At 43.1% G+C, this 20,287-nt stretch carries 16 protein-coding genes; 4 read left to right on the forward strand and 12 right to left on the reverse strand.

Translation table 11 applies throughout. From position 1 onward, the window contains the following. Positions 1-156 precede the first annotated feature (156 nt). The 7 genes from RWS24_RS09515 to RWS24_RS09545 form a co-directional block, all read right to left on the reverse strand. Complete coding sequence (locus RWS24_RS09515; RefSeq protein WP_314366937.1) at positions 157-600, reverse strand: hypothetical protein; 444 nt, start codon at positions 598-600, stop codon at positions 157-159. Next, entirely contained in the window at positions 578-1,135 is a 558-nt protein-coding gene (locus tag RWS24_RS09520) for a hypothetical protein (RefSeq protein ID WP_314366938.1), read from the reverse strand. The genes RWS24_RS09515 and RWS24_RS09520 overlap by 23 nt, the downstream gene beginning before the upstream one ends. A gap of 524 nt (positions 1,136-1,659) precedes the next feature. Further along, a complete protein-coding gene (locus RWS24_RS09525; protein ID WP_314366940.1) occupies positions 1,660-2,205 on the reverse strand; it encodes a DUF1697 domain-containing protein in 546 nt (181 codons plus the stop codon). Between the two features lie 61 nt (positions 2,206-2,266). Further along, the gene (locus RWS24_RS09530; protein ID WP_314366942.1) at positions 2,267-2,971 is read right to left on the reverse strand and encodes a hypothetical protein; all 705 of its coding nucleotides are present in this window, start codon (positions 2,969-2,971) and stop codon (positions 2,267-2,269) included. A gap of 181 nt (positions 2,972-3,152) precedes the next feature. Beyond that, entirely contained in the window at positions 3,153-5,141 is a 1,989-nt protein-coding gene (gene uvrB / locus RWS24_RS09535; RefSeq protein ID WP_002904675.1) for an excinuclease ABC subunit UvrB, read from the reverse strand. A gap of 161 nt (positions 5,142-5,302) precedes the next feature. Beyond that, the gene (locus RWS24_RS09540) at positions 5,303-6,250 is read right to left on the reverse strand and encodes a type II CAAX endopeptidase family protein (RefSeq protein ID WP_314366945.1); all 948 of its coding nucleotides are present in this window, start codon (positions 6,248-6,250) and stop codon (positions 5,303-5,305) included. A 76-nt stretch (positions 6,251-6,326) separates the two neighbouring features. Beyond that, a complete protein-coding gene (locus RWS24_RS09545; protein ID WP_314366946.1) occupies positions 6,327-7,262 on the reverse strand; it encodes a type II CAAX endopeptidase family protein in 936 nt (311 codons plus the stop codon). 195 nt (positions 7,263-7,457) lie between these two features. Between RWS24_RS09545 and RWS24_RS09550 the strand changes: the two genes are divergently transcribed. Beyond that, positions 7,458-9,626 carry an ABC transporter substrate-binding protein/permease gene (locus RWS24_RS09550; RefSeq protein ID WP_314366948.1) on the forward strand — a complete coding sequence of 723 codons (2,169 nt, stop codon included), beginning with the start codon at positions 7,458-7,460 and terminating at the stop codon, positions 9,624-9,626. After that, positions 9,626-10,366: an amino acid ABC transporter ATP-binding protein gene (locus RWS24_RS09555; protein ID WP_002895249.1), complete on the forward strand. Its 741-nt coding sequence runs from the start codon at positions 9,626-9,628 to the stop codon at positions 10,364-10,366. The genes RWS24_RS09550 and RWS24_RS09555 overlap by 1 nt, the downstream gene beginning before the upstream one ends. A 57-nt stretch (positions 10,367-10,423) precedes the next feature. Here RWS24_RS09555 and RWS24_RS09560 read toward each other — a convergent pair whose 3' ends face one another. From RWS24_RS09560 to RWS24_RS09575, 4 genes are all read right to left on the reverse strand, one after another. Beyond that, complete coding sequence (locus tag RWS24_RS09560; RefSeq protein WP_314366950.1) at positions 10,424-12,202, reverse strand: serine hydrolase domain-containing protein; 1,779 nt, start codon at positions 12,200-12,202, stop codon at positions 10,424-10,426. Between the two features lie 66 nt (positions 12,203-12,268). Further along, entirely contained in the window at positions 12,269-14,050 is a 1,782-nt protein-coding gene (locus RWS24_RS09565) for a serine hydrolase domain-containing protein (protein ID WP_314366952.1), read from the reverse strand. 33 nt (positions 14,051-14,083) lie between these two features. Next, complete coding sequence (locus RWS24_RS09570) at positions 14,084-15,865, reverse strand: serine hydrolase domain-containing protein (protein ID WP_314366953.1); 1,782 nt, start codon at positions 15,863-15,865, stop codon at positions 14,084-14,086. A gap of 113 nt (positions 15,866-15,978) precedes the next feature. After that, complete coding sequence (locus RWS24_RS09575; protein ID WP_314366954.1) at positions 15,979-16,170, reverse strand: hypothetical protein; 192 nt, start codon at positions 16,168-16,170, stop codon at positions 15,979-15,981. 618 nt (positions 16,171-16,788) lie between these two features. Here RWS24_RS09575 and RWS24_RS09580 point away from each other — a divergent pair. Together RWS24_RS09580 and RWS24_RS09585 are read left to right on the forward strand one after the other, a co-directional pair. Then, positions 16,789-18,321, forward strand: coding sequence for an ATP-binding cassette domain-containing protein (locus tag RWS24_RS09580; RefSeq protein WP_314366956.1), 1,533 nt, complete (start codon positions 16,789-16,791; stop codon positions 18,319-18,321). Positions 18,322-18,411: 90 nt separating this feature from the next. Beyond that, positions 18,412-19,620: a hypothetical protein gene (locus RWS24_RS09585; protein ID WP_002914958.1), complete on the forward strand. Its 1,209-nt coding sequence runs from the start codon at positions 18,412-18,414 to the stop codon at positions 19,618-19,620. 85 nt (positions 19,621-19,705) lie between these two features. Here RWS24_RS09585 and RWS24_RS09590 read toward each other — a convergent pair. Then, the coding region (locus RWS24_RS09590) for an ATP-binding cassette domain-containing protein (RefSeq protein ID WP_314366958.1) at positions 19,706-20,287 on the reverse strand (582 nt) is incomplete at its 5' end.

The following is a 20,287-nucleotide window of genomic DNA, read 5'->3' on the forward strand; positions in this document are numbered from 1 at the left end:
ACCAAATGTTAATAAAATAAGATGGAAAATGACAAAGGATAACAAGGCAAGATAAGCCATTCTAAACACATTTAAATATTTCAAAATAATTTTTCCTCTTCTCGAGATTATGACTAGATCTAAAACAGGCTATGGATTTGCTCACTTTCTAAGTTATTAAAACATATCTTCGTTATATTTCACTTCTGACTTCATGATAAAAGGATTAATCAATTCATGATGTTCATAGGTACTATGGACTACAAAACCTCTGACAATGATTATTTCATTATCTTGTATATGATAGTCTATATTGATGGGAATGGCTGAATCCGAGATGATTGACAAAGCAAAGAATGCCGTAAACCAAAGATAAAGTGCCACCAATCCACTGAATAATTGAAAAATAAGGTGATACCAGTGAAAATCTCTTGTCCTAAAAAAGACTATCCAAGGATGGATAAAGAAGGTCAAACAAAGAATAAAAAACCAACTATTCCACAAAACTGGAGTAAAGGATAGACCAAAAGGTAACAAAATCAAATGAAGAATGACAAAGGTTAGCAAGGCCAGATAGAGTGTTTTAAATGAAAATAACTTAGATAGATTTTCTTTTGTCATGATTTTTCCTCTTTTTTTCATTATATTTCAAAATCAACATCATTAATGCTGGCATAAAGAAAAAAATTAGATAGGTAGCAATTGGAAACCAGATGTAGCGATAATCGATAGATAATAGGGAAGGAATTTTTTTAACGTTTCTCCCTTTTAGCCCAACCATTAAGTGGAGGAGAAAAATAGGTCCGTTTATGTATAGAAAGGGTTGTAAAAATCCTTGTACTGAAGTCTTATTTTTAAAACCATCTCTAAAAATACCTTGATAGAGTGTATTCACCAAAAAGACAAAATTGATAATCATTGGGAAGACATAGGACATTTCTTGATATGGTTTCGGGATAAGTGACGTCCCGAACAACACATACATGATAGCAAAAATAGAGAATAATATTATGCCACCATCCATAAAAGAAGCAAATTTTGAATGTCTTTCCAGCCACAATTGGATCTGAGCTATCAAAGAATACTTTTTATGGATTTTTCTCATTTTGATCTTCTGTAGTTTGACCTTCTTTTGTCTCTTAATCTTTCGTTCCATTTACGCCTCCTTCTTCTCTTTTCTATCTGTATAACCAAAAGCAGAATGCCCAGCCCCAAGAAAAAGAAAAATAGATAAATTACAATAGGAAACCAGGCATAGGCTGGATCCATAGAAATTATGGGTGGGAAATTCGTTGTCTTACGACGTCCTAGCCAATTCAGTCCTACCAAGAGATGAAAGGGAAAAAGAAGACCATTGAACCCAATAAAAACCCATGAAAAGTAACGCCATTTCTGAAGTTTATCACTTCCAGAATGAAAGACAAGGCAATAGGTTGAGAAGAGCAGAAAGAAAAGATTAAAGCTTAAGGGAGAAAGATAGTTTAAGTTTGGGAATGGAGAACTAATGAAAGAGACGGCAAGAAATGATACAAACAAAGATCCAAATAACACACTCGTATCCAGGAGTTGACCAATCCTTCGGTGCCTTTCCATCCAAAGAGAAAACCTCCTAGTCCAAGAAGACTTTTCTTTTGTCTTGTACTTCATTTGTCTACTCATTTTCATTTTTCATTCTTTCCTTTACTTTTCATTTACCAACTCCATAATCTTCTGGAAAGTCTTGCCGTTTCGGATGGTTAGTTGTTTGTAGAAACTAGATTTGAGCAGTTTCTTATGGTAGTTGGATTTGAGATAGTCCGCTTGGTCAGCATTGCTATAAAAGAAAGCTGTCTGCCCGAAATGCAGCTGCTCCTTGTCATTCGCCCAGCTGCCTGCCAGCTCTTGGACACTCTCCCTGTCTGTCTCCGGCAGATAAAAGAGAACATCTCGCCGAAAAGCTGTTTCATCCTGCCACCAAGCAGGAAGATTGGCTATTTCTTTTTGAAGCATGGCAGAGCTGACAAGGACAAAAGGCAGCGGAAAATCGTAAGACCGACTGAAATAAGCCGACAAGATCTCCCGAATCCTCTCCTCCTGCTCCTCGCTCTCAAAGAAAAGATTGCCGCTATTGATGTAGGAAACTGGATTTTCAAAACCCAACCCAGCCAAATCTTTCTTCAAATCAGCCATAACGACTTTGTTTTTCCCACCAACATTAATGCCGCGGAGTAAAAGTGCATAACGCATGTGTGCTCCTTTTATCTATTCAGTAAGGCTGAAATAGTAAGTTATCTCTGATGATATCCTATTACTTCTCTTTCAATCTTTCTTCATCGCTTCTAAACTCCACTGAACCTAATTGTGCAATATCAATCTTTTTCACAAAAGGAAATACAGTAAATATAGCACTAGTCAATAAAAATGCTAAATCTATCCAAGTTAGTTCAATTTTCATATACTTACTACATACCCATATTACAAATATAGTAACTGACAGAATTGGGCTTATGAATTTCAAGCTATCAAAAGCTTCTCTTAAACTTTTTCTTTGCTCCTGCTTCTGTCTCTCATTTTCATAGATTAAAGCTGCAGAATTTCGTGCCAACAATTCTTTATAAGATGGTAAATCTGTCTCTTTGAAAGTAAATTTGGACTTGTGCTCATCATCTTCTTCTTGAAATAGTCTATTAACTGTAAATGGTACTTGATCCTCATTGCTTTTTAAAACATAATAAACTGGGACGTCCATTCCATTAGTCTGAATAAGTTGTTTAATTCTACTATTGAAGCCAGACAATTGTTGTTGGTTAAAGGAGTCCGCTTTACTCATTTTTAATTCGAAAATGGCAATAATTTCTTTTGTATCTTCTTTTATAATTGCGAAATCAGTTCTAAAATTTCCCAGTTTACATTCTGGTATCACATTTTTTTCCGAATATTGTTTTAATAACTGATTCTTAAATTCATTGGCAAACTCTTTTTCAAACCCTACCACATAAGTTTTATTAGACATCATTATCTCACTTTCTAAAATTTTTTCTCAACATTCTCAATTATAGCACAATAGTTATAATTCTGAACAAATATAAATTCCTGCTCATTCATAAATAAGTTCTCATTATCACGATTTCATAAACATGTTAGCCATAACCTTGATTATCTGAATTTATTTAAATTACTATTGCATATATCCCTCAATCCATCGCCTTTATTTCCAGAATCATATCGCGAATCTGTGCAGCCAGTTCGAAGTCCAGAAGTCCGGCAGCTTCTTGCATCTGACCTTCTAGCTTCTTGATCATGTCCTTGCGCTCTTGCTTGTTGAGGCTTTCGATTTCGACGGTTTCTTCCTTGTCTGGCAGAGCAGCCTTGGTCACACTGATTAGGTCGCGAATTTCTTTCTTGATGGTCTGCGGTACAATGCCATGCTCTTCATTATACGCCATCTGGATTGCCCGACGGCGGGCAGTTTCATCAATAGCGCGCTGCATGGACTGGGTCATAGTGTCCGCATACATAATCACATGCCCCTCGCTGTTGCGGGCTGCCCGGCCAATGGTCTGGATCAGACCACGTTCATTGCGCAGAAAACCTTCCTTGTCCGCATCAAGAATTGCCACCAGACTAACCTCGGGAACGTCGATTCCCTCGCGCAGCAGGTTAATCCCAACCAGAACGTCAAAGACACCCAAGCGCAAATCACGGATAATCTCGGTCCGCTCCAAGGTCTTGATATCTGAGTGCATGTACTTGACCTTGACACCCATTTCCTTGAAGTAGTCCGTCAAATCTTCCGCCATCTTCTTAGTCAGAGTTGTGATAAAGGTCCGCTCATTCTTTTCGACACGGGCATTAATTTCTCCCAAAAGGTCATCAATCTGCCCCATGGTTGGACGGACTTCCACCTCTGGATCCAGAAGCCCTGTCGGCCGGATAATCTGCTCGATAACAGTATCCGTCTGTTCATTTTCATAGTCGCCCGGCGTAGCCGATACATAGACAATCTGGTGAACATGGCTCTCGAACTCCTCCCGGCGCAGCGGACGATTGTCCAAGGCAGACGGCAGACGGAAACCATAATTAACCAGCATCTCCTTACGAGAGCGGTCGCCATTGTACATACCCCGAATCTGTCCCATGGTCATGTGACTCTCATCAATCATAATCAAGAAGTCATCAGGGAAAAAGTCCAGAAGGGTATAAGGCGGCTCTCCTTCGCTTCGACCATCCATGTGGCGAGAATAGTTCTCAACGCCGTTTGTATAGCCCATTTCACGCAGCATTTCGATATCGTACTCCGTGCGCTGCTTCAAGCGCTGGGCTTCCAGAAGCTTGCCTTCCTTCTCAAAGATAGCCAGCTGCTCCTCCAGCTCGGCCTGAATCTTGGCAATGGCTACTTCCATGTGGTCTTCATTGGTTACGAAGTGAGTGGCTGGGAAGATGGCCAAATGGTCCACCTCGCCCAAGACTCGACCGGTCAAGGCTTCAACCTCACGAATCCGGTCAATTTCATCTCCGAAAAACTCTACCCGAAAGGCATGCTCATCCCGGGAAGCTGGGAAAATCTCCACCACATCGCCACGAACCCGGAATTTCCCCCGCTGAAAGTCAATGTCATTACGCTCAAACTGGATATCTACCAAATCATTTAGCAGCTTATCACGGGAAATCTCTAGGCCTGGACGCAGACTAACCACGCTATCGGAGTATTCCTTAGGCGAACCCAGACCGTAGATACAAGAGACCGAAGCCACGACAATTACGTCATTGCGCTCCAAGAGGGCTGATGTCGCTGAGTGACGGAGCTTATCAATCTCGTCATTGACCGAGCTATCCTTTTCGATATAAGTATCGCTGGAAGGCACATAGGCCTCAGGCTGGTAATAATCATAGTAGGAAACGAAATATTCCACAGCGTTATTGGGAAAGAACTCCTTGAACTCACCATAAAGCTGGCCGGCCAGCGTTTTATTATGGGCGATAACCAGAGTCGGCTTGTTGACCTGAGCGATAACCTGACTCATGGTATAGGTCTTACCGGTACCCGTCGCCCCCATGAGAATTTGGGCTTTCTCGCCCCCCTCGATGTTATCCACCAGCTGCTCGATAGCTTGAGGCTGGTCACCTGAAGGCTCGTACTTGGAAACCAATTCAAATTTATTATCTGTTATTCTGTTAATCATCTTTTATTCCTTAAATTGTGCTTCTATCATTTTACCATATTTGCCCTATTTTCTCTGGATTCGGGTATAACTAAGAGGCTCATACTTCTACCATCTTATATCCCTTGTCACGCATCTCGTTAAAAGACATAAAAAATGCCCAGCTAAACTGGGCGAAATGATTATTTCTTAAAGATCAGCGCTTGAGGCAGGCGATTTTCTTTTTTGAGTGACCAGTAAAGATAAGCAATGCAGCCAATCAGGACGATACTAGCAAAAATAGATCCTTCAGCACCAAAGGCTCCACCGGACAATAAATCCACAGAAGATTGCGAGCTATAACTCAAGATTGAGGTAGATGCTCCTTGGCCACTGACCTGAATACCATAGATATTTCCTTGCACAAAATTCCAAGCGCCGTGCATACCAGCCAGCACCCACATATTGTCATACTTGAGCATAAGGAAACAAGCAAAGATACCGTCTAGTATGATATTGACAATAGAAAGAACGGTCACACCAGGGTTAAAGAGGTGCAGTGCCCCGAATAGAGCACTAGAAATCAAGATACCAATGAAGATATTTGACTTAGCACTAACTGCTGGAAAAAGCCAACCACGCGTCACTAGCTCTTCTGTCCCACCTTGGAGAATCCAGAAAGGAATAATAGCTAGGACAAAAATCAAAGACTGCAAGTTAAGCTGACCTAATTTCAGACTGCCTGTCCCCGTTACCAAGAGCAAGACAACAACCAGTGAAAACTGAACGGCTCCAATAAGGAAGCCTTTAAGGAGATTTTTGAACCAGTCTTGTTTATAAAATCCCAGACTAGAAAAAGGACGCTTCTCACGATATCGAACCCAGAGGAAAACTGCTAGGGCGATAAAGAAGAAACCAGCTAGCTGAAAAAAGACCGTATAGTGACTAATGGCTGCCATTGCTTCTGTCCGATTAATCGTCGGATCTGCAAAGCCAAACAAGAGTCCGACAATGATACCAATTGGTAACATTCCGACAAAACTTAAAATTCCTCCTCCATAAACAAAACCAATAGCAATCAAGATAGCTAACCAAATCGGCGGAATATAGCGCGATTGCTTGATAGCATCCAACATACGAGATTTAAACATATAATTATTCCTTTCCTCATTTTAATTTATTATAGCATATTATTTTAGGATGAGCAAAAGAGAACCGTTCGCACAGTTATTGTGTCTTCCCTACTAACCCTGTCAAACTGCCATCTTTTTTCATATTGAAAAGCAAGTAAAAAACGGCCAGCAAGAGAATGAGCGAGCTGAAAATAGAAGCTTCAGCGCCGAAAGCTCCACCAGTCAGCCAGCTCCATTCCGACTTAGGGATAAAGTTCAGGACTGCCGCGTCAACGCCAGTAACACTAACGCTGAAACCATAGATATTTCCTTGGGTAAAGTTCCAAGCAGTATGAAGTCCTATAATCCCCCAGACATTGTCCGTCCGGAGCAGATAGAGACTTGCAAAGAGCCCGAATAAGGCAATGTTAAGAATGGAAAGAATACCAATATCTGGATTGCCTAGGTGCAAGAGGGCAAAGAGCAGGCTTGAAGTCAGCAAACCGATGGGGAGGTTGGTCTTTTTGACAGCAACTGGCAGCAGCCAAGCCCTTGTCACTAGCTCTTCTGCTCCGCCCTGAACCATCCAGAGCGGAAGCAAGATCAGGATATAGAGGAAAGGTTCCAGTGTCAGCTGTCCCCATTCAAAAGAGCCAGCTCCGCTCAACAGCATAAGCAGAGCGACTAGACTAAAGAGGAGAAAACCTACTGCCAATCCTTTGACTAGCTCTACTAAACTTCCTTTTTTGACAAAGCCCAGAGTCGCGAGCGGACGTCCTTCAGCCCAGCGTACCCAGAGAAATAGAGCCAGTATCATAAATACAAAGCCGAATAAGAGAAAAGGCAGGGCAAAATTGAAAAAGATTTCAAAGAATCCACCTTGCCCCAAGAAACCTAGCATAAGACTAAGCACAGCCGAAATCGGCTCCAAAGCCCAATAAGCTAACTGCTGACCCCCTTGCACGAAAACAACTGCCAGTAAAAGAGACAAAATATAAGGCGGAACAAAGCGAGCTTGATTGACTCCGTCCAAGATACGTGATTTTTTCATAAGAACCTCATTCTATCCTTGCTTTCATTTATTTCAAGTATAGCAAACTTTGCTTTAAGTACAAAGAAAAGTTACGGTTCTTCTTACAAAAAATTCAGAGTTTATATGTCAGAAAACCTAACATAAAACCAGGAGAAATTTGCCTAATCAGTGTTTTTTTGCTATAATGCTAGAATGCTAAAAAGGAGGAAGAAAATGAAGAAAAAATTCTTAGCAGTCTTGCTAACATTATTTCCATTTTTTGCGTTAGGGGCAACAGCCCAGGCAGATACGGTCAAAATCGTGTCCGATACTGCTTACGCACCATTTGAATTTAAAGATTCTGATCAGACTTACAAGGGGATTGACGTTGATATCATCAACAAGGTCGCAGAAATCAAGGGTTGGGACATTGACATGAGCTTCCCAGGCTTCGATGCAGCCGTCAATGCGATCCAAGCTGGCCAGGCGGATGCCATCATGGCTGGTATGACCAAGACAAGCGAGCGTGAAAAAGTCTTTACCATGTCTGATACCTACTACGACACTAAGGTCGTTATCGCGACGACAAAGGCAAATACCATCAGCAAATATGAACAGCTGAAAGGAAAGAAAGTCGGTGTCAAAACTGGAACAGCTGCCCAACGCTTCCTTGAGAAAAACAAGGATAAGTACGGCTTCACTCTCAAAACCTTTGACACGGGTGACTTGATGTATAATAGCCTTTCTGCTGGTGATGTCGATGCAGTGATGGACGATCAGCCGGTCATTGAGTATGCCATCAATCAAGGCCAAAACCTGAAAATTTCTATGAAGGGTGAGGCTGTTGGAAGCTTTGCTTTCGGTGTCAAAAAAGGCAGCAAGCACGAGCACTTAGTTACTGAGTTTAACGAAGCTTTGGCGCAGATGAAGGAAGACGGCAGTCTGGATGAAATCATCAATAAATGGACGGCTTCTAAAGGCAGCTCTGACTCCGCCGTCCCAGAGACTTCTACTCCTGCCGGTCAAAAAGCTACTCCTACAAAAGACAAATACATTATTGCCAGTGACTCATCTTTTGCCCCTTTTGTCTTCCAAGATGACAGCAACCAATACACTGGGATTGACATGGAGCTGATTAAGGCTATTGCCAAAGACCAAGGCTTTACTGTGGAAGTAACCAATCCTGGCTTTGATGCAGCTATCAATAGCGTTCAGACTGGTCAGGCTGACGGAATCATCGCCGGCATGTCTGTCACAGATGCCCGCAAGAAAACTTTTGACTATTCCGATCCTTACTACACAGCCAACTCTATCTTGGCAGTCAAGGACAGCAGCAATATCAAGTCCTACGAGGAACTCAAAGGCAAGACAGTCGGTGTCAAAACTGGTACCGCTTCTCAGACTTTCCTTGAGGAAAACAAGAGCAAGTACGGCTACTCTATCAAAACATTCTCAGATGCAGCTTCCATGTACGACAGCCTTAATACTGGCTCCGTCGCAGCTGTGATGGATGATGAGCCCGTTGTCAAATACGCTATCAAACAAGGTAAGAAACTTAAAACACCTATTGAAGGGACACCAAGCGGCCAAGTCGCTTTCGCAGTCAAAAAAGGCAGCAATCCTGAGCTGATTGAGATGTTTAACAATGGACTGGCCAACCTCAAAGAAAGTGGCAAATACCAAGAGATTTTAGACAAGTATCTGGCTAGCGAAGAAAAGGAATCCACTGTAGATGAGTCCACTATTTGGGGCTTGCTGCAAAACAACTACCAAGAACTTCTTAAAGGTCTGGGAGTGACGATTGCCTTGGCCCTGATTTCATTTGCGATTGCTATGGTCATCGGGATTATCTTTGGTATGTTCAGCGTCAGCCCTTATAAACCGCTACGCTGGATTGCAGAAATCTTTGTCGATGTCATTCGTGGTATTCCACTGATGATTGTGGCTGCCTTTATCTTCTGGGGCATTCCTAACTTAATCGAATCCATGACTGGTCAACAAAGCCCAATCAATGCTTTCGTTGCAGGAACCATTGCCCTCTCTCTCAATGCCGGCGCCTATATCGCAGAAATTGTCCGCGGCGGTATTCAGGCAGTTCCAGTTGGACAGATGGAAGCCAGCCGCAGCTTGGGGATTTCCTACTCCAAGACCATGCGCAAGATTATCCTGCCACAGGCAACCAAGATTATGCTGCCAAACTTTGTCAATCAGTTTGTCATCGCACTCAAGGATACAACGATTGTCTCAGCTATTGGACTGGCCGAGCTCTTCAAAACTGGTAAGGACATCATCGCCCGCAACTATCAGAGTTTCCGCATGTATGCTATCCTAGCCGTGCTCTATCTCATCATTATCACACTCTTGACCCGCTTGGCAAAACGCTTAGAAAAGAGGATTAAGTAATGGCAAAATTAAAAATCGATGTGAACGATCTTCATAAATATTACGGGGAAAACGAAGTCCTAAAGGGTATTACTGCTAAATTCTACGAGGGAGATGTGGTCTGCATCATCGGTCCTTCTGGTTCTGGTAAGTCAACCTTCCTGCGCAGTCTCAACCTGCTAGAGGAAGTCACCAGCGGAACCATCACGGTTGATGGCTTTGATCTGACGGACAAGAAGACGGATGTGGATCTGGTTCGAGAAAATATCGGTATGGTCTTCCAGCACTTCAACCTCTTCCCGCACATGACCGTTCTGGAAAACATCACCTTTGCTCCTGTTGAGCACAAGCGCTTGACCCAAGACGAAGCAAACAAACTGGGGATGGAGCTCTTGGAAAAGGTCGGCTTGGCTGATAAGGCTGATGCCAGTCCAGACAGTCTGTCCGGCGGTCAAAAGCAGCGGGTGGCAATTGCTCGCGGTCTGGCCATGAATCCAGACATCATGCTCTTTGATGAGCCAACTTCTGCCCTTGACCCTGAAATGGTCGGCGACGTTCTCAATGTTATGAAGGATCTGGCCCAGCAAGGTATGACCATGCTGATTGTGACTCATGAGATGGGCTTTGCCCGTCAGGTGGCCAACCGCGTTATCTTTACCGCTGATGGTGAATTCCTAGAAGACGGCAAGCCTGACCAAATCTTTGACAATCCACAGCATCCACGTCTTAAAGACTTCTTGGACAAGGTACTGAATGTATAAAACCAAACGAAGAGCCAGCTTATATGCCGGCTCTTTTCTTGTTTCAAAATTTTTAAACTACACCACCCACCACTGGTAAAGCGACCAGTAGAGAATATTGGCAACAATAGCCAGGGCGGATAGGCTAGTTAGAACTGTCAGGAAGCAGTGACCTTTTCCGAGCTCCTTTCGAGCCTTGCTAAAGAGCGGATAAACCGCACATCCTGCTAAAAGTAGGCCTAGTCCTGCAAAGACCATATAACGCCACTGAGAGATGATACTGAGATCCGTAGCGTTGGAGCTAAGCAGGAGCAACAGTAAATTGCAAGCTACGGTCACTACTCCTGCAGTTGTTAAAATGTGCCACCATTTCCAAGCTCGATTTTGCTTGCTTTTCACCTTGCCAAAGGCCAGTCGATAAAGGACCAGCGCAAGCCGCACAAGTAGATTGACCAAAGCATAAACAAGACTAAGAGCAGCCAAAGCAATCAACCCAAACTTAGTCCAGATTTCCCAGTCAGGGAGTCTCTCCAAATCACTGACTGGAGTAGCAATTCTCGTTTTGCCATTTCCACTTTTATAAATAGTCCAAAACAAATGATCCATTCGCTCCGAGGACGGCTTCTTCATATGAAGCATATTACCTGGAAAGAGCTGGTACAAAGAGAGCGGACCTTGGTTAAAATTCCGAAGAATTTGATAATAGCCTGGTTCGAACTTTTTCTGAGTTTCTGCACTGGCTGTCGGACGTTTTCCGAAAATCAATTCTGGCATGCCACCATTATAAATTTCTTCCAAGCCTTGATTGGTCATGATTACCTGCCCGATACCATTCTTCAGATCCAGCCGAAGAAAGCCGGAAAAACCATTTGTATTACCGCCGTGTCCTAGCACTGTAACGGCAAATTCACTAGCCCAGAAGCCATGAGCATTACGAACGATATCTGTACCAGGATAATACGAAGTGCCAGTGTATAGTTTGTCCCAAGTCTCCGACCGAGCAAAGAGAGTTTTTCGACTTAGCAGGGCCTGAGCAAATTTTTGCAAATCACTCAATGTTCCTGTTGCCCGACCAACTGGATACAGGCCGACTTCATAAAGTGCATCGCCTAACAGGCTGCCATCTGTCGCATATCCTTTTACTTCCTTGCGCTTGGCTTGGACATAAGCATTGTCAGACAAGTCTTGAGCTATGGCCGTTCTCTCCATGCCCAGAGGCTGGAAGATATGTTCATGGGCATAATCAACAAAGGATTGCCCAGAAATTCGTTCCACAATGTAGGCAGCCAACCCAGTACTGTAATTGGAATAAGCTGTCGTTGTACCCGGCTCAAAGGACTGAGCCGGCTGATATTTGAGTAGCAAATCCTCTAAACTCTTGCCCCCTTGCATATAGAGAGGGGCTTCATCAAATCCAGACCGATGGTTCATCAGATCTAGCATGCTAATGGGCTTGTCATACCGGAGATTTCTAAGAAAGTCCTTTGGCAGATAGGCGCGAATATCTTCTTCTAGGTTAATCTTACCTTGCTCCCAGAGCTGCATAACGGAGACCCATACGGTCAGCTTAGTCACGGAACCCCATTCAAAAACGCTGTCATCATCGGCCTTGATGCCTTTTTCCTTGTTCATATAGCCGAAGTTTCCTTGATAGATAGTGCCGTCTTTGTCAAAGACAGCTGTCGCCATGCCGGCTGTTGTCTTTTCGTTCTCTTTGACATAGTCTTGGATCTTCTGACCAATTTTGTCTCGTTCCGTACCAGACGGCAACTTCTGCTCTTCAGCTAGCGCAGTGGCTGGGCGAAAAAGCCCCAATGTCAAAATAGTTAGAAGTGTGAAAATAAATGTTTTTTTCATGCGATTCTCCTTTGCAGAATTACACAGACAAAGCCCGCCTTCCCAAAGGAAGGCAAGCAACTTATATCACATCACCCACCACTGATAAAGCGACCAGTAGAGGATATTAACGACTATGGCCAGGGCGGATAGACTAGTCAGAACTGTCAGGAAGAGGCGGCCTTTTCCGAGCTCCTTTCGAGCCTTGCTGAAGAGCGGAAAAACTGCACAACCTGCTAAGAATAGGCCCAGACCTGCAAATACCATATAGCGCCAAGATTGAACAATTGAGTAATCCTGAGTCATGGCAGCCAGTAAAAGCAGAATGAGATTTCCAGCAAACAGCAGCATTCCTAGAGAGGTCAGGCAATTCCAGACCTTCCAAGAGCGAGGAGCCGAACTTTTTGCTTTACGCAGGATGAGACGGAAACTGCCAATCAGAAAACTAATCAAGACATTTCCCAGAGCAAACACGAGTGCCAGACCTCCGAGAAACACGACTAGATAATGCCTAAAGAGAACTGAATCGGAAATCCTTTCTGCATTAAGGACACCAAATTCGAGGCGGTCAGCACCTTGGCTTCGGTCAATAGTCCAGAAAGTGCTCAGCAGATCTGGCTGATCTGATACTTTGTTGATCTTTTGGATAGCCCCGGGAATCATGAGCATGAAGGACAGTGGCCCCCTATTATAGCTTCTCAGATAGTGGTAAGAGCCGGGCTTGAACTGCTTTTTAGTAGCTTCGCTGACAGTCTGCATCTTGCCAAATATCAGCTCCGGCATTTGAACATTGTAAACTTGTTCATACAGTTGATTGGTTAAGATGACTTGGCCGATGCCATTTTTCAGATCCAAGTAAAGATAGCTAGAAAAGCCATCAGCATTACCACTGTGTCCCAGCAAGGTAACACCGTAGTGACTGGCCCAAAAGCCATGAGCATTACGAACAATATCCGTATCAGGGTGGGTAGAGGTTGTTGAGTAAAGCTCGGTCCAAGTTTCTGGATGATGAAAGAGCGTCTTACGTTCTAGCAAGGCCTGGGCGAATGTCTGCAGGTCTCCTAGAGTCCCCACAGCCCCTCCGACTGGGTACATCCAGAGCTTAAATGGTGTATCTCCCAAGAGCTTACCTTGGTCATCATAGCCCTTATCCTCCTTGCGCTTTTCCTGTACATAAGCGTTGTCCGATAAGTCAGGCAAGATAGCAGTCCGATCCATCTCCAGCGGCTCAAAAACATGCTCATGGACATAGTCTGCATACTTCTGCCCAGATATCCGCTCCACGATATAAGATGCCAAAGCCGTGCTGAAGTTAGAGTATGATGTCGTCGTACCCGGCTCAAAGGACTGAATAGGCTGGTAATCGCGGAACTGCTCTTCCAAGTCGCTCTTATCTCCTTTTTTGTAGAGTGGCATTTCATCAAAGCCAGCCTGATGGTTCATCAGATCCAGCATGGTGATAGGCTTATCGTAGCGAAGATTGCGGAGAAAGCCTTCTGGCAGATAAGTTTTGATGTCTGCTTCTAGGTCGATTTTGCCCTCTTCCCAGAGCTGCATGACCGACACCCAGACCGTCAGTTTAGTGATTGAAGCCCATTCAAAAACACTGTCATCGTCAACTTTGACTTTGTTTTCCTTGTCCACATAGCCAAAATTTCCCTTGTAGATGGTTCCGTTTTTATCAAAGACTGCTGTTGCCATACCGGCCGTTGTCTTTTCATGTTCCTTGACAAAGTCTTGGATTTTCTGACCAATTTGGCTGCGATCTGTGCCAGACGGCAACTTCTGCGAGTCAGCTAAAGCAGCGCTCGGTCGGAAGATTCCTAGCGTCAAAATGGTTAAAAGAATGATTAAAATAGATTTTTTCATGAGAGACTCCTTTGTGCAATGGAGCTGCGCTTATTACAGACCCCACCACTGATAAAGTGACCAATAGAGAATATTGACAACGATAGCTAGAGCTGACAGACTAGTCAAGACAGTCAGGTAGAGTCGGCTCTTACTCAGCCCTTTTCTTGCCTTGGTCAGAAGTGGGAAGACTGCACAGCCAGCCAGAATCAATCCCAGACCAGCAAAGACAATGTAACGCCAGCTAGCTAGAAAGCTCAGATCGTCGGTAGCAAATGTGTTGAAGAGGAGGAGGAAGTTTATAGCCACACCTACTCCAGCCAAGGAAGTTAGATAAGTCCAGATACGAAGAGGTTTTGGTGTTTTAGATTGACCTTTTTTGAAGACCAAGCGGAAGAGATCCAGTCCGCCTCGTGCCAAAAAGAGAATGATACTGAAAACAATTCCGACTGCTGCCGAAATAAGCAGAGCCCAGTCTGTAAAGAACTCGCTATCCTTGACTCTGAAGTTATCCCCGTAGGAAGCTGTTACTTTAGTCTCGTTTCCACTACCGCTGACTACTGAAAAATTCTGACTCAAAAGCGGATTATCCTTAGATTTCTTGACAAACTGAGTGTAAAGCAAAGTTCTGGAGATAGACATAGGACCACTTGCAAAGTAGCGAGCAGATCGGTAATTGCCAGACTGGAATTTGTCAAAGGTGGCTGAGTCCGTCTTTTTCTTAGGTCCAAAAACCAAGGCTGGCATTTCATAGTTATAAACCAACTCATGATCTTGATTCGTCATAATGGTCATACCTATACCATTTTTCAAGTCCAACAGAATATAAGATGAGTAGCCAGTCGAGTTTCCTCCATGGCCAACAAGCGTCGTGCCGTACTCTTGTGTCCAAAAACCGTGCATATTGAGCGGCATATCCGTTCCTGGATAATTCGATGTTGCTGTGTAGAGAGTTGTCCAAGTCTCAGCATGCTTGAAGAGCTTTTCTTTCTTCAAAAGCGCTTGGGCAAACTTCTGGAAGTCAGCCAAAGTGGAAACGGCATTCCCTGCTGGGTAAAGTCCTAAATGATAATAGCTAGTTCCCATAGATGTCCCGTCCGCCCGATAAGAGATTTGCTCCATCCGCTTCTGGTAAATCTTTGGATTTTCCTTAAAGTCGGCTGATAGAGCTGTGTCTTTCATTCCTAGTGGTTGGAAGATATGTTCATGGACATAGGCTGAGAAGTCCTGACCAGAGATTCGCTCGACGATGTAGGCTGCCAGACCGGCAGAAAAGTTTGAGTAGGCTGTCATGGTGCCTGGTTCGTAAGACTGTTCTGGCTGATTAACTGCCAGAATCTCCTCGATAGACAAGCCCTTATCTTCCTTGTAGGCGTGGGTAGACTCGCCAAAGCCGGCCTGATGGTTCATGAGGTCTGTCATAGTGACGGGCTTTTCGTAGCGCAAAGTCTTCATAAATCCCTCTGGCAGATAGGTGCGGATGTCTTCCTCTAGGTCAATCTTTCCCTCTTCCCAGAGCTGCATGACGGAGACCCAAACCGTCAGCTTGGTAACCGATCCCCATTCAAAAACGCTGCTATCATCCGTTTTGACTTTCTTTTCCTTGTTCATATAGCCAAAGTTTCCTTTGTAGATGGTGCCATCCTTATCAAAGACCGTCGTCGCCAAACCAGCTGTTGTTTTTTCATGTTCCTTGACAAAGTCTTGGATTTTCTGACCGATTTTGTCACGGTCCGTACCAGACGGCAGCTTCTGTTCTTCAGCCAAGGCTGTAATTGGTCGGAAGAGTCCTAGAGTTATAATCGTTAGAAGAATTAGAATAAATGATTTTTTCATGATATTTCCTTTCTATTTAGCTTCAACAATCGCATAGGCGATACTTCTGTATACCATTCGGATAAAAATTCTTAACATAGCTTTCTCCTTTCTTAAGCAATGATTTGCATCATCTAATCAAAAGTCACTGCTTCTACAGCCACCCTTGTCGCTCCATCTTTCTTGACATGGTCCTGAATTTTTTGGCTAATCTCAATGGCCGCCGTGTTAGACTTCAAAGATTGCTCCATCGTCTTAGCTTGAGGCGTTTTTACTAGCCCTAAGCTTAGGACTGTCAAAAGCCAGAGGAATAACGTTTTTGGCATGGTTTCTTACTCCTTAGATACAATTTAAAATGACGACTGAAATCTATCCCATTCCAGCTCTTCTTATCTTTTACAAATTTTAGGCCTATTTGTATAATCATTTTATATATATAATTTTTATATACAAGATGATTATATATATTTTTCTGGTATATGTCAAATTTTTATATAATTAAAAAATTATATATCAAAATCAGCTTAAAAGCCTTGAAATCAATATTCTTAGAGAGTTTATAAAAATTTGCTCCAAAAATCTTTTAAAAATTTTTATTTATTTGAAAGCGCTTGACGAATTTACTTTCTTCTGTTAGACTTAAAGCAGAACTATTTCGGAGGTACACGGAGACATGAAAAATTAAGTCTATTTTTTAAAGGAAACTTTATTTAGTAGATTTTGTCATGTTTCTGCATATCCGCGGGATGTTCATTTTTTTGTACTTTCTAGCTTTTATTTGCTTATCTTTAGATTAATCCTGTCGCTCCTATGACAGTGTAAGCTGGAAGCCTATAGACGAATAATCCTACTTAGACACTCCTGTGTCTGCTTTGTGCAATTAAAAACAGCTCTGCTAAATAAAGCAGGGCTGTATTTTGTGTTATAAAACGAAGGAGACATCTATGCTTCAAATAAAAAATCTAACAATCACCCACCTAAAAGACCTGAAAGAGTTAGTCAAAGATTTGTCACTGACTGTCAATCAAGGAGACAAGGTCGCTATTATCGGTGAGGAGGGCAATGGCAAGTCCACCCTACTCAAGCTCCTGCTAGACGAGCGACTGGTCAGCTCCTATGTCAGCTACAGCGGACAGATTGATAAGTCCTATACTCCTGCTGTCTACCTGCCCCAGCAGCTACCTTCAGAGGATGCCCAACTGACGCTCAATGACTATTTCTTTGCTGATTTTGAGACCGAGCTGGACTATGCTAAGCTCTACCGCTATGCTGGAGAGCTCAACTTTGACAGCCAGCGTTTTGCCAGTCAGCAGCAGCTCTCTAGCCTATCTGGAGGAGAAAAGCTTAAAGTTCAGCTCATCAAGAAACTAGCCAGTGATTGGGACATTCTCTTTCTTGACGAGCCCTCTAATGACCTTGATCTTGAAACTCTGACTTGGCTGGAAAACTTTATCAGCCACAGCCAGCAAACTGTCCTTTTCGTCTCTCACGACGAACACTTCCTCGCTCAAGCCGCGACCAAGATTGTTCATCTGGAGCGAATCAAAAAGAAGCAGGAAGCTAGAACCAGTGTCAAGAGTCTGGACTATGAAAATTACCGCCATCAGCGTCAGGAGGCCTTTGAAAAACAAGGTCAATTGGCACGGAAAGAGCGGGAAGAACACGCCAAGACCGTGGAAAAACACCGACGGGTTAAGCAGAGTGTAGAGCATACTTTACGAAACACCCATGACGCTACTGCAGGTCGACTGGTGGCTAAGAAAATGAAAAATGTTCTCTCACAGGGCAAACGATTTGAAAAGGCAGGTGCTGAAATGACCGAAATCCCGACACAGGAAGATGTCATCAGCCTTCACTTCTCAGACATAGAAGCTCTGCCATTGACCAAAAGAATCCTGAAATTAGAAGGAATGAAACTGAAAACAAACGAACGACAACTGGCGAAGAACCTGACTCTGGAAGTCTGCGGCCAGGAAAAAATCGGACTGATTGGTGCTAATGGTGCAGGCAAATCTACTCTGCTTAAGGAAATATGGAAGATCCTGCGTGAGCAGACAGACATGCGAGTAGGCTACATGCCCCAGCATTATGGTGACTTGCTGGCTGATGAGAGCAGCCCTTTGGATTTTCTGGCTCCCTCTGGCGACAAGTCCCAGGAGGAGAAAATCCTGACGCATCTAGCCAGTCTCCAGTTCACTCGCGACGAGGCCCGCCACCCGATTGGGCAGCTTTCCGGTGGCCAAAAAGCCAAGCTCCTCCTGCTCAAACTAGTCCTAGACCGCCCCAATGTCCTCCTTCTGGACGAACCAACCCGCAACTTTTCTCCCACATCTCAGCCCCAGGTTCGCCAGCTTTTAGCGACCTATCCTGGCGCCATTATCGCTGTCTCCCATGACCGGATATTTCTCAAAGAAGTCTGCCAGAAGATTTATAGACTGACAGAGACAGGGTTGGAAGATGTTGAATTTGAAAAGTAATTCAAAAATTTTCTTCATTGTCTTTATTGACTACTTATGGTCACTTCCTTTATAATGAAGATAGTTTCATAGAAAGTTCAGGTTTTAAACATGGGAGATATCATAAATATTGCTGCTGAAAACACACTTAACAAAAAAGAGATTTTTAACGAACAAACCCAATTCGTTGAACTCACAGATCAGATACTTTTACAAACTCGTTCTGAAATTGAACAACCAACTACAATGAAGATACCAATTATTGAGTTGTCAGAATTAGGAACTACTGTAGCTTCTCTTATCCCTAATTTGACAAAAGTTGTCCAAGGAAATAATGGCGAAAAAGCCTATCGCATTGTTAATAAAGCTGCTGGCGATACCTTAAAAAAGGCAAAAAATGGTAACTACTGGGGAGCCCTGCGAAAAGCGGATGGAGGCTCGAAATTTGTCCAACTTCAAGAAATAAGTGAACTTGCAAATGAAGGATTGATGATTCAACCACAAGTTATCATTGTCGCTGCACTCTTATATTCTGTTGAGAAAAGATTAGACAATATTGTTGAACTTGAGAAACAAATTTTATCATTTTTAGAAACCGAAAAAGAGTCTTCAATTGAAGCCGATGCCGAGACATTGATGGATTTAATTAGGAAATATAAGCATAATTGGGACAATAGCCACTTCGTCTCCAGCAGCCATAAAATGGTAATGGATATTCAGAGAAGTGCGAGACAGCAAATGACTTCCTACCAAAAGAAATTAGAAGAAGATTTAAAGTCTAACCCTCTTCTTATAATCCAATCAGAAGTTTCATCAGCTAAGAAAAAAATTAGTAAGAAATTTAAATACTACAGCTTATCTCTATACACCTATTCACTGGCATCTTATATCGAAATTATGCTCAGTGGAAATTTAGCTGAAAAAAATATATTATCTATCAAAGAAGAAATCGAAAAACTTTCTTCTGCCTATTCTGCCATGTTTACAAAATGTCTAAATTATTTAGAAAAAATGAGCGAATCCTCTATTGAATCCAATGTATTGAAAGGTGTAGGAGAAGCAAGCAAAGCAATAGGCAGTTTCTTAGGAAATATTCCTTTTATCAAGGACGGCCCTGTAGATGAATTTCTCCAAGACGGCGGAGAAGAGCTAAATAAAAGCGCAAAGAAAATGGAAAAAGATATAATTAAATCATTCAAAAAATTAGAAAATGCTAAAACATCTGTTTTTATTGATAGGCTCAATGAACTGAACCAAATTTACAACCATACATCAGATGTATGTATAGACAATGAGAATATTTATTTTATTGTTTCATAGTACTATATAAACAAAAAGAGTTGGAATTTCCAACTCTTTTAGTTTTGTTTAGCATCAACCTGTGAGCTTTAATAAAGCTCACCTTCTACTCCTGCGCCGTCTGCATTTGGTAATAAACACCTCTGGCTGCCATGAGTTCCTGATGATTACCCTGTTCGACGATATCACCATCTATCATGACGAGGATGATGTCAGCATTTTGAATAGTAGACAGGCGATGGGCGATGATAAAGCTAGTTCGTCCCACCATGAGCTTGCTGAAAGCCTCCTGAATCAAGACTTCTGTCCGAGTATCAATGGAGGAAGTCGCCTCATCCAAGATTAGGATTTTAGGAACAGCCAGGAAGACACGGGCAATGGTCAAGAGCTGCCGCTGACCTTGAGAAAGGGAGTCCCCAGCATCCGCTAGGTAGGTGTCGTACCCCTGAGGCAGCTGCTGGATAAAGAAATGAGCATTGGCCGCCTTGGCAGCTGCAATAACCTCTTCTCGGCTGGCGTCTGGCCGGCCAAAAGCTATGTTGTCGTGTATAGTCGCAGTCTTGAGCCAAGTCTCTTGTAGTACCATACCGAACTGCTGACGATAAGAGGCTCTAGTATAATGACTGATGGGAATACCGTCTAGCGAAATAAGACCACTGTCTACATTGTAAAAGCGCATGAGGAGATT

Source organism: uncultured Streptococcus sp. (assembly GCF_963528215.1).
In the GTDB taxonomy this organism is placed as follows: Bacteria; Bacillota; Bacilli; order Lactobacillales; family Streptococcaceae; genus Streptococcus.

What these genes read in the sequence shown, in the direction of transcription:
- RWS24_RS09515 (WP_314366937.1), bottom strand. Translation starts at nt 600, where the DNA reads ATGACAAAAGAAAATCTATCTAAGTTATTTTCATTTAAAACACTCTAT.
- RWS24_RS09520 (WP_314366938.1), bottom strand. Translation starts at nt 1,135, where the DNA reads ATGGAACGAAAGATTAAGAGACAAAAGAAGGTCAAACTACAGAAGATC.
- RWS24_RS09525 (WP_314366940.1), bottom strand. Translation starts at nt 2,205, where the DNA reads ATGCGTTATGCACTTTTACTCCGCGGCATTAATGTTGGTGGGAAAAAC.
- RWS24_RS09530 (WP_314366942.1), bottom strand. Translation starts at nt 2,971, where the DNA reads ATGTCTAATAAAACTTATGTGGTAGGGTTTGAAAAAGAGTTTGCCAAT.
- uvrB (WP_002904675.1), bottom strand. Translation starts at nt 5,141, where the DNA reads ATGATTAACAGAATAACAGATAATAAATTTGAATTGGTTTCCAAGTAC.
- RWS24_RS09540 (WP_314366945.1), bottom strand. Translation starts at nt 6,250, where the DNA reads ATGTTTAAATCTCGTATGTTGGATGCTATCAAGCAATCGCGCTATATT.
- RWS24_RS09545 (WP_314366946.1), bottom strand. Translation starts at nt 7,262, where the DNA reads ATGAAAAAATCACGTATCTTGGACGGAGTCAATCAAGCTCGCTTTGTT.
- RWS24_RS09550 (WP_314366948.1), top strand. Translation starts at nt 7,458, where the DNA reads ATGAAGAAAAAATTCTTAGCAGTCTTGCTAACATTATTTCCATTTTTT.
- RWS24_RS09555 (WP_002895249.1), top strand. Translation starts at nt 9,626, where the DNA reads ATGGCAAAATTAAAAATCGATGTGAACGATCTTCATAAATATTACGGG.
- RWS24_RS09560 (WP_314366950.1), bottom strand. Translation starts at nt 12,202, where the DNA reads ATGAAAAAAACATTTATTTTCACACTTCTAACTATTTTGACATTGGGG.
- RWS24_RS09565 (WP_314366952.1), bottom strand. Translation starts at nt 14,050, where the DNA reads ATGAAAAAATCTATTTTAATCATTCTTTTAACCATTTTGACGCTAGGA.
- RWS24_RS09570 (WP_314366953.1), bottom strand. Translation starts at nt 15,865, where the DNA reads ATGAAAAAATCATTTATTCTAATTCTTCTAACGATTATAACTCTAGGA.
- RWS24_RS09575 (WP_314366954.1), bottom strand. Translation starts at nt 16,170, where the DNA reads ATGCCAAAAACGTTATTCCTCTGGCTTTTGACAGTCCTAAGCTTAGGG.
- RWS24_RS09580 (WP_314366956.1), top strand. Translation starts at nt 16,789, where the DNA reads ATGCTTCAAATAAAAAATCTAACAATCACCCACCTAAAAGACCTGAAA.
- RWS24_RS09585 (WP_002914958.1), top strand. Translation starts at nt 18,412, where the DNA reads ATGGGAGATATCATAAATATTGCTGCTGAAAACACACTTAACAAAAAA.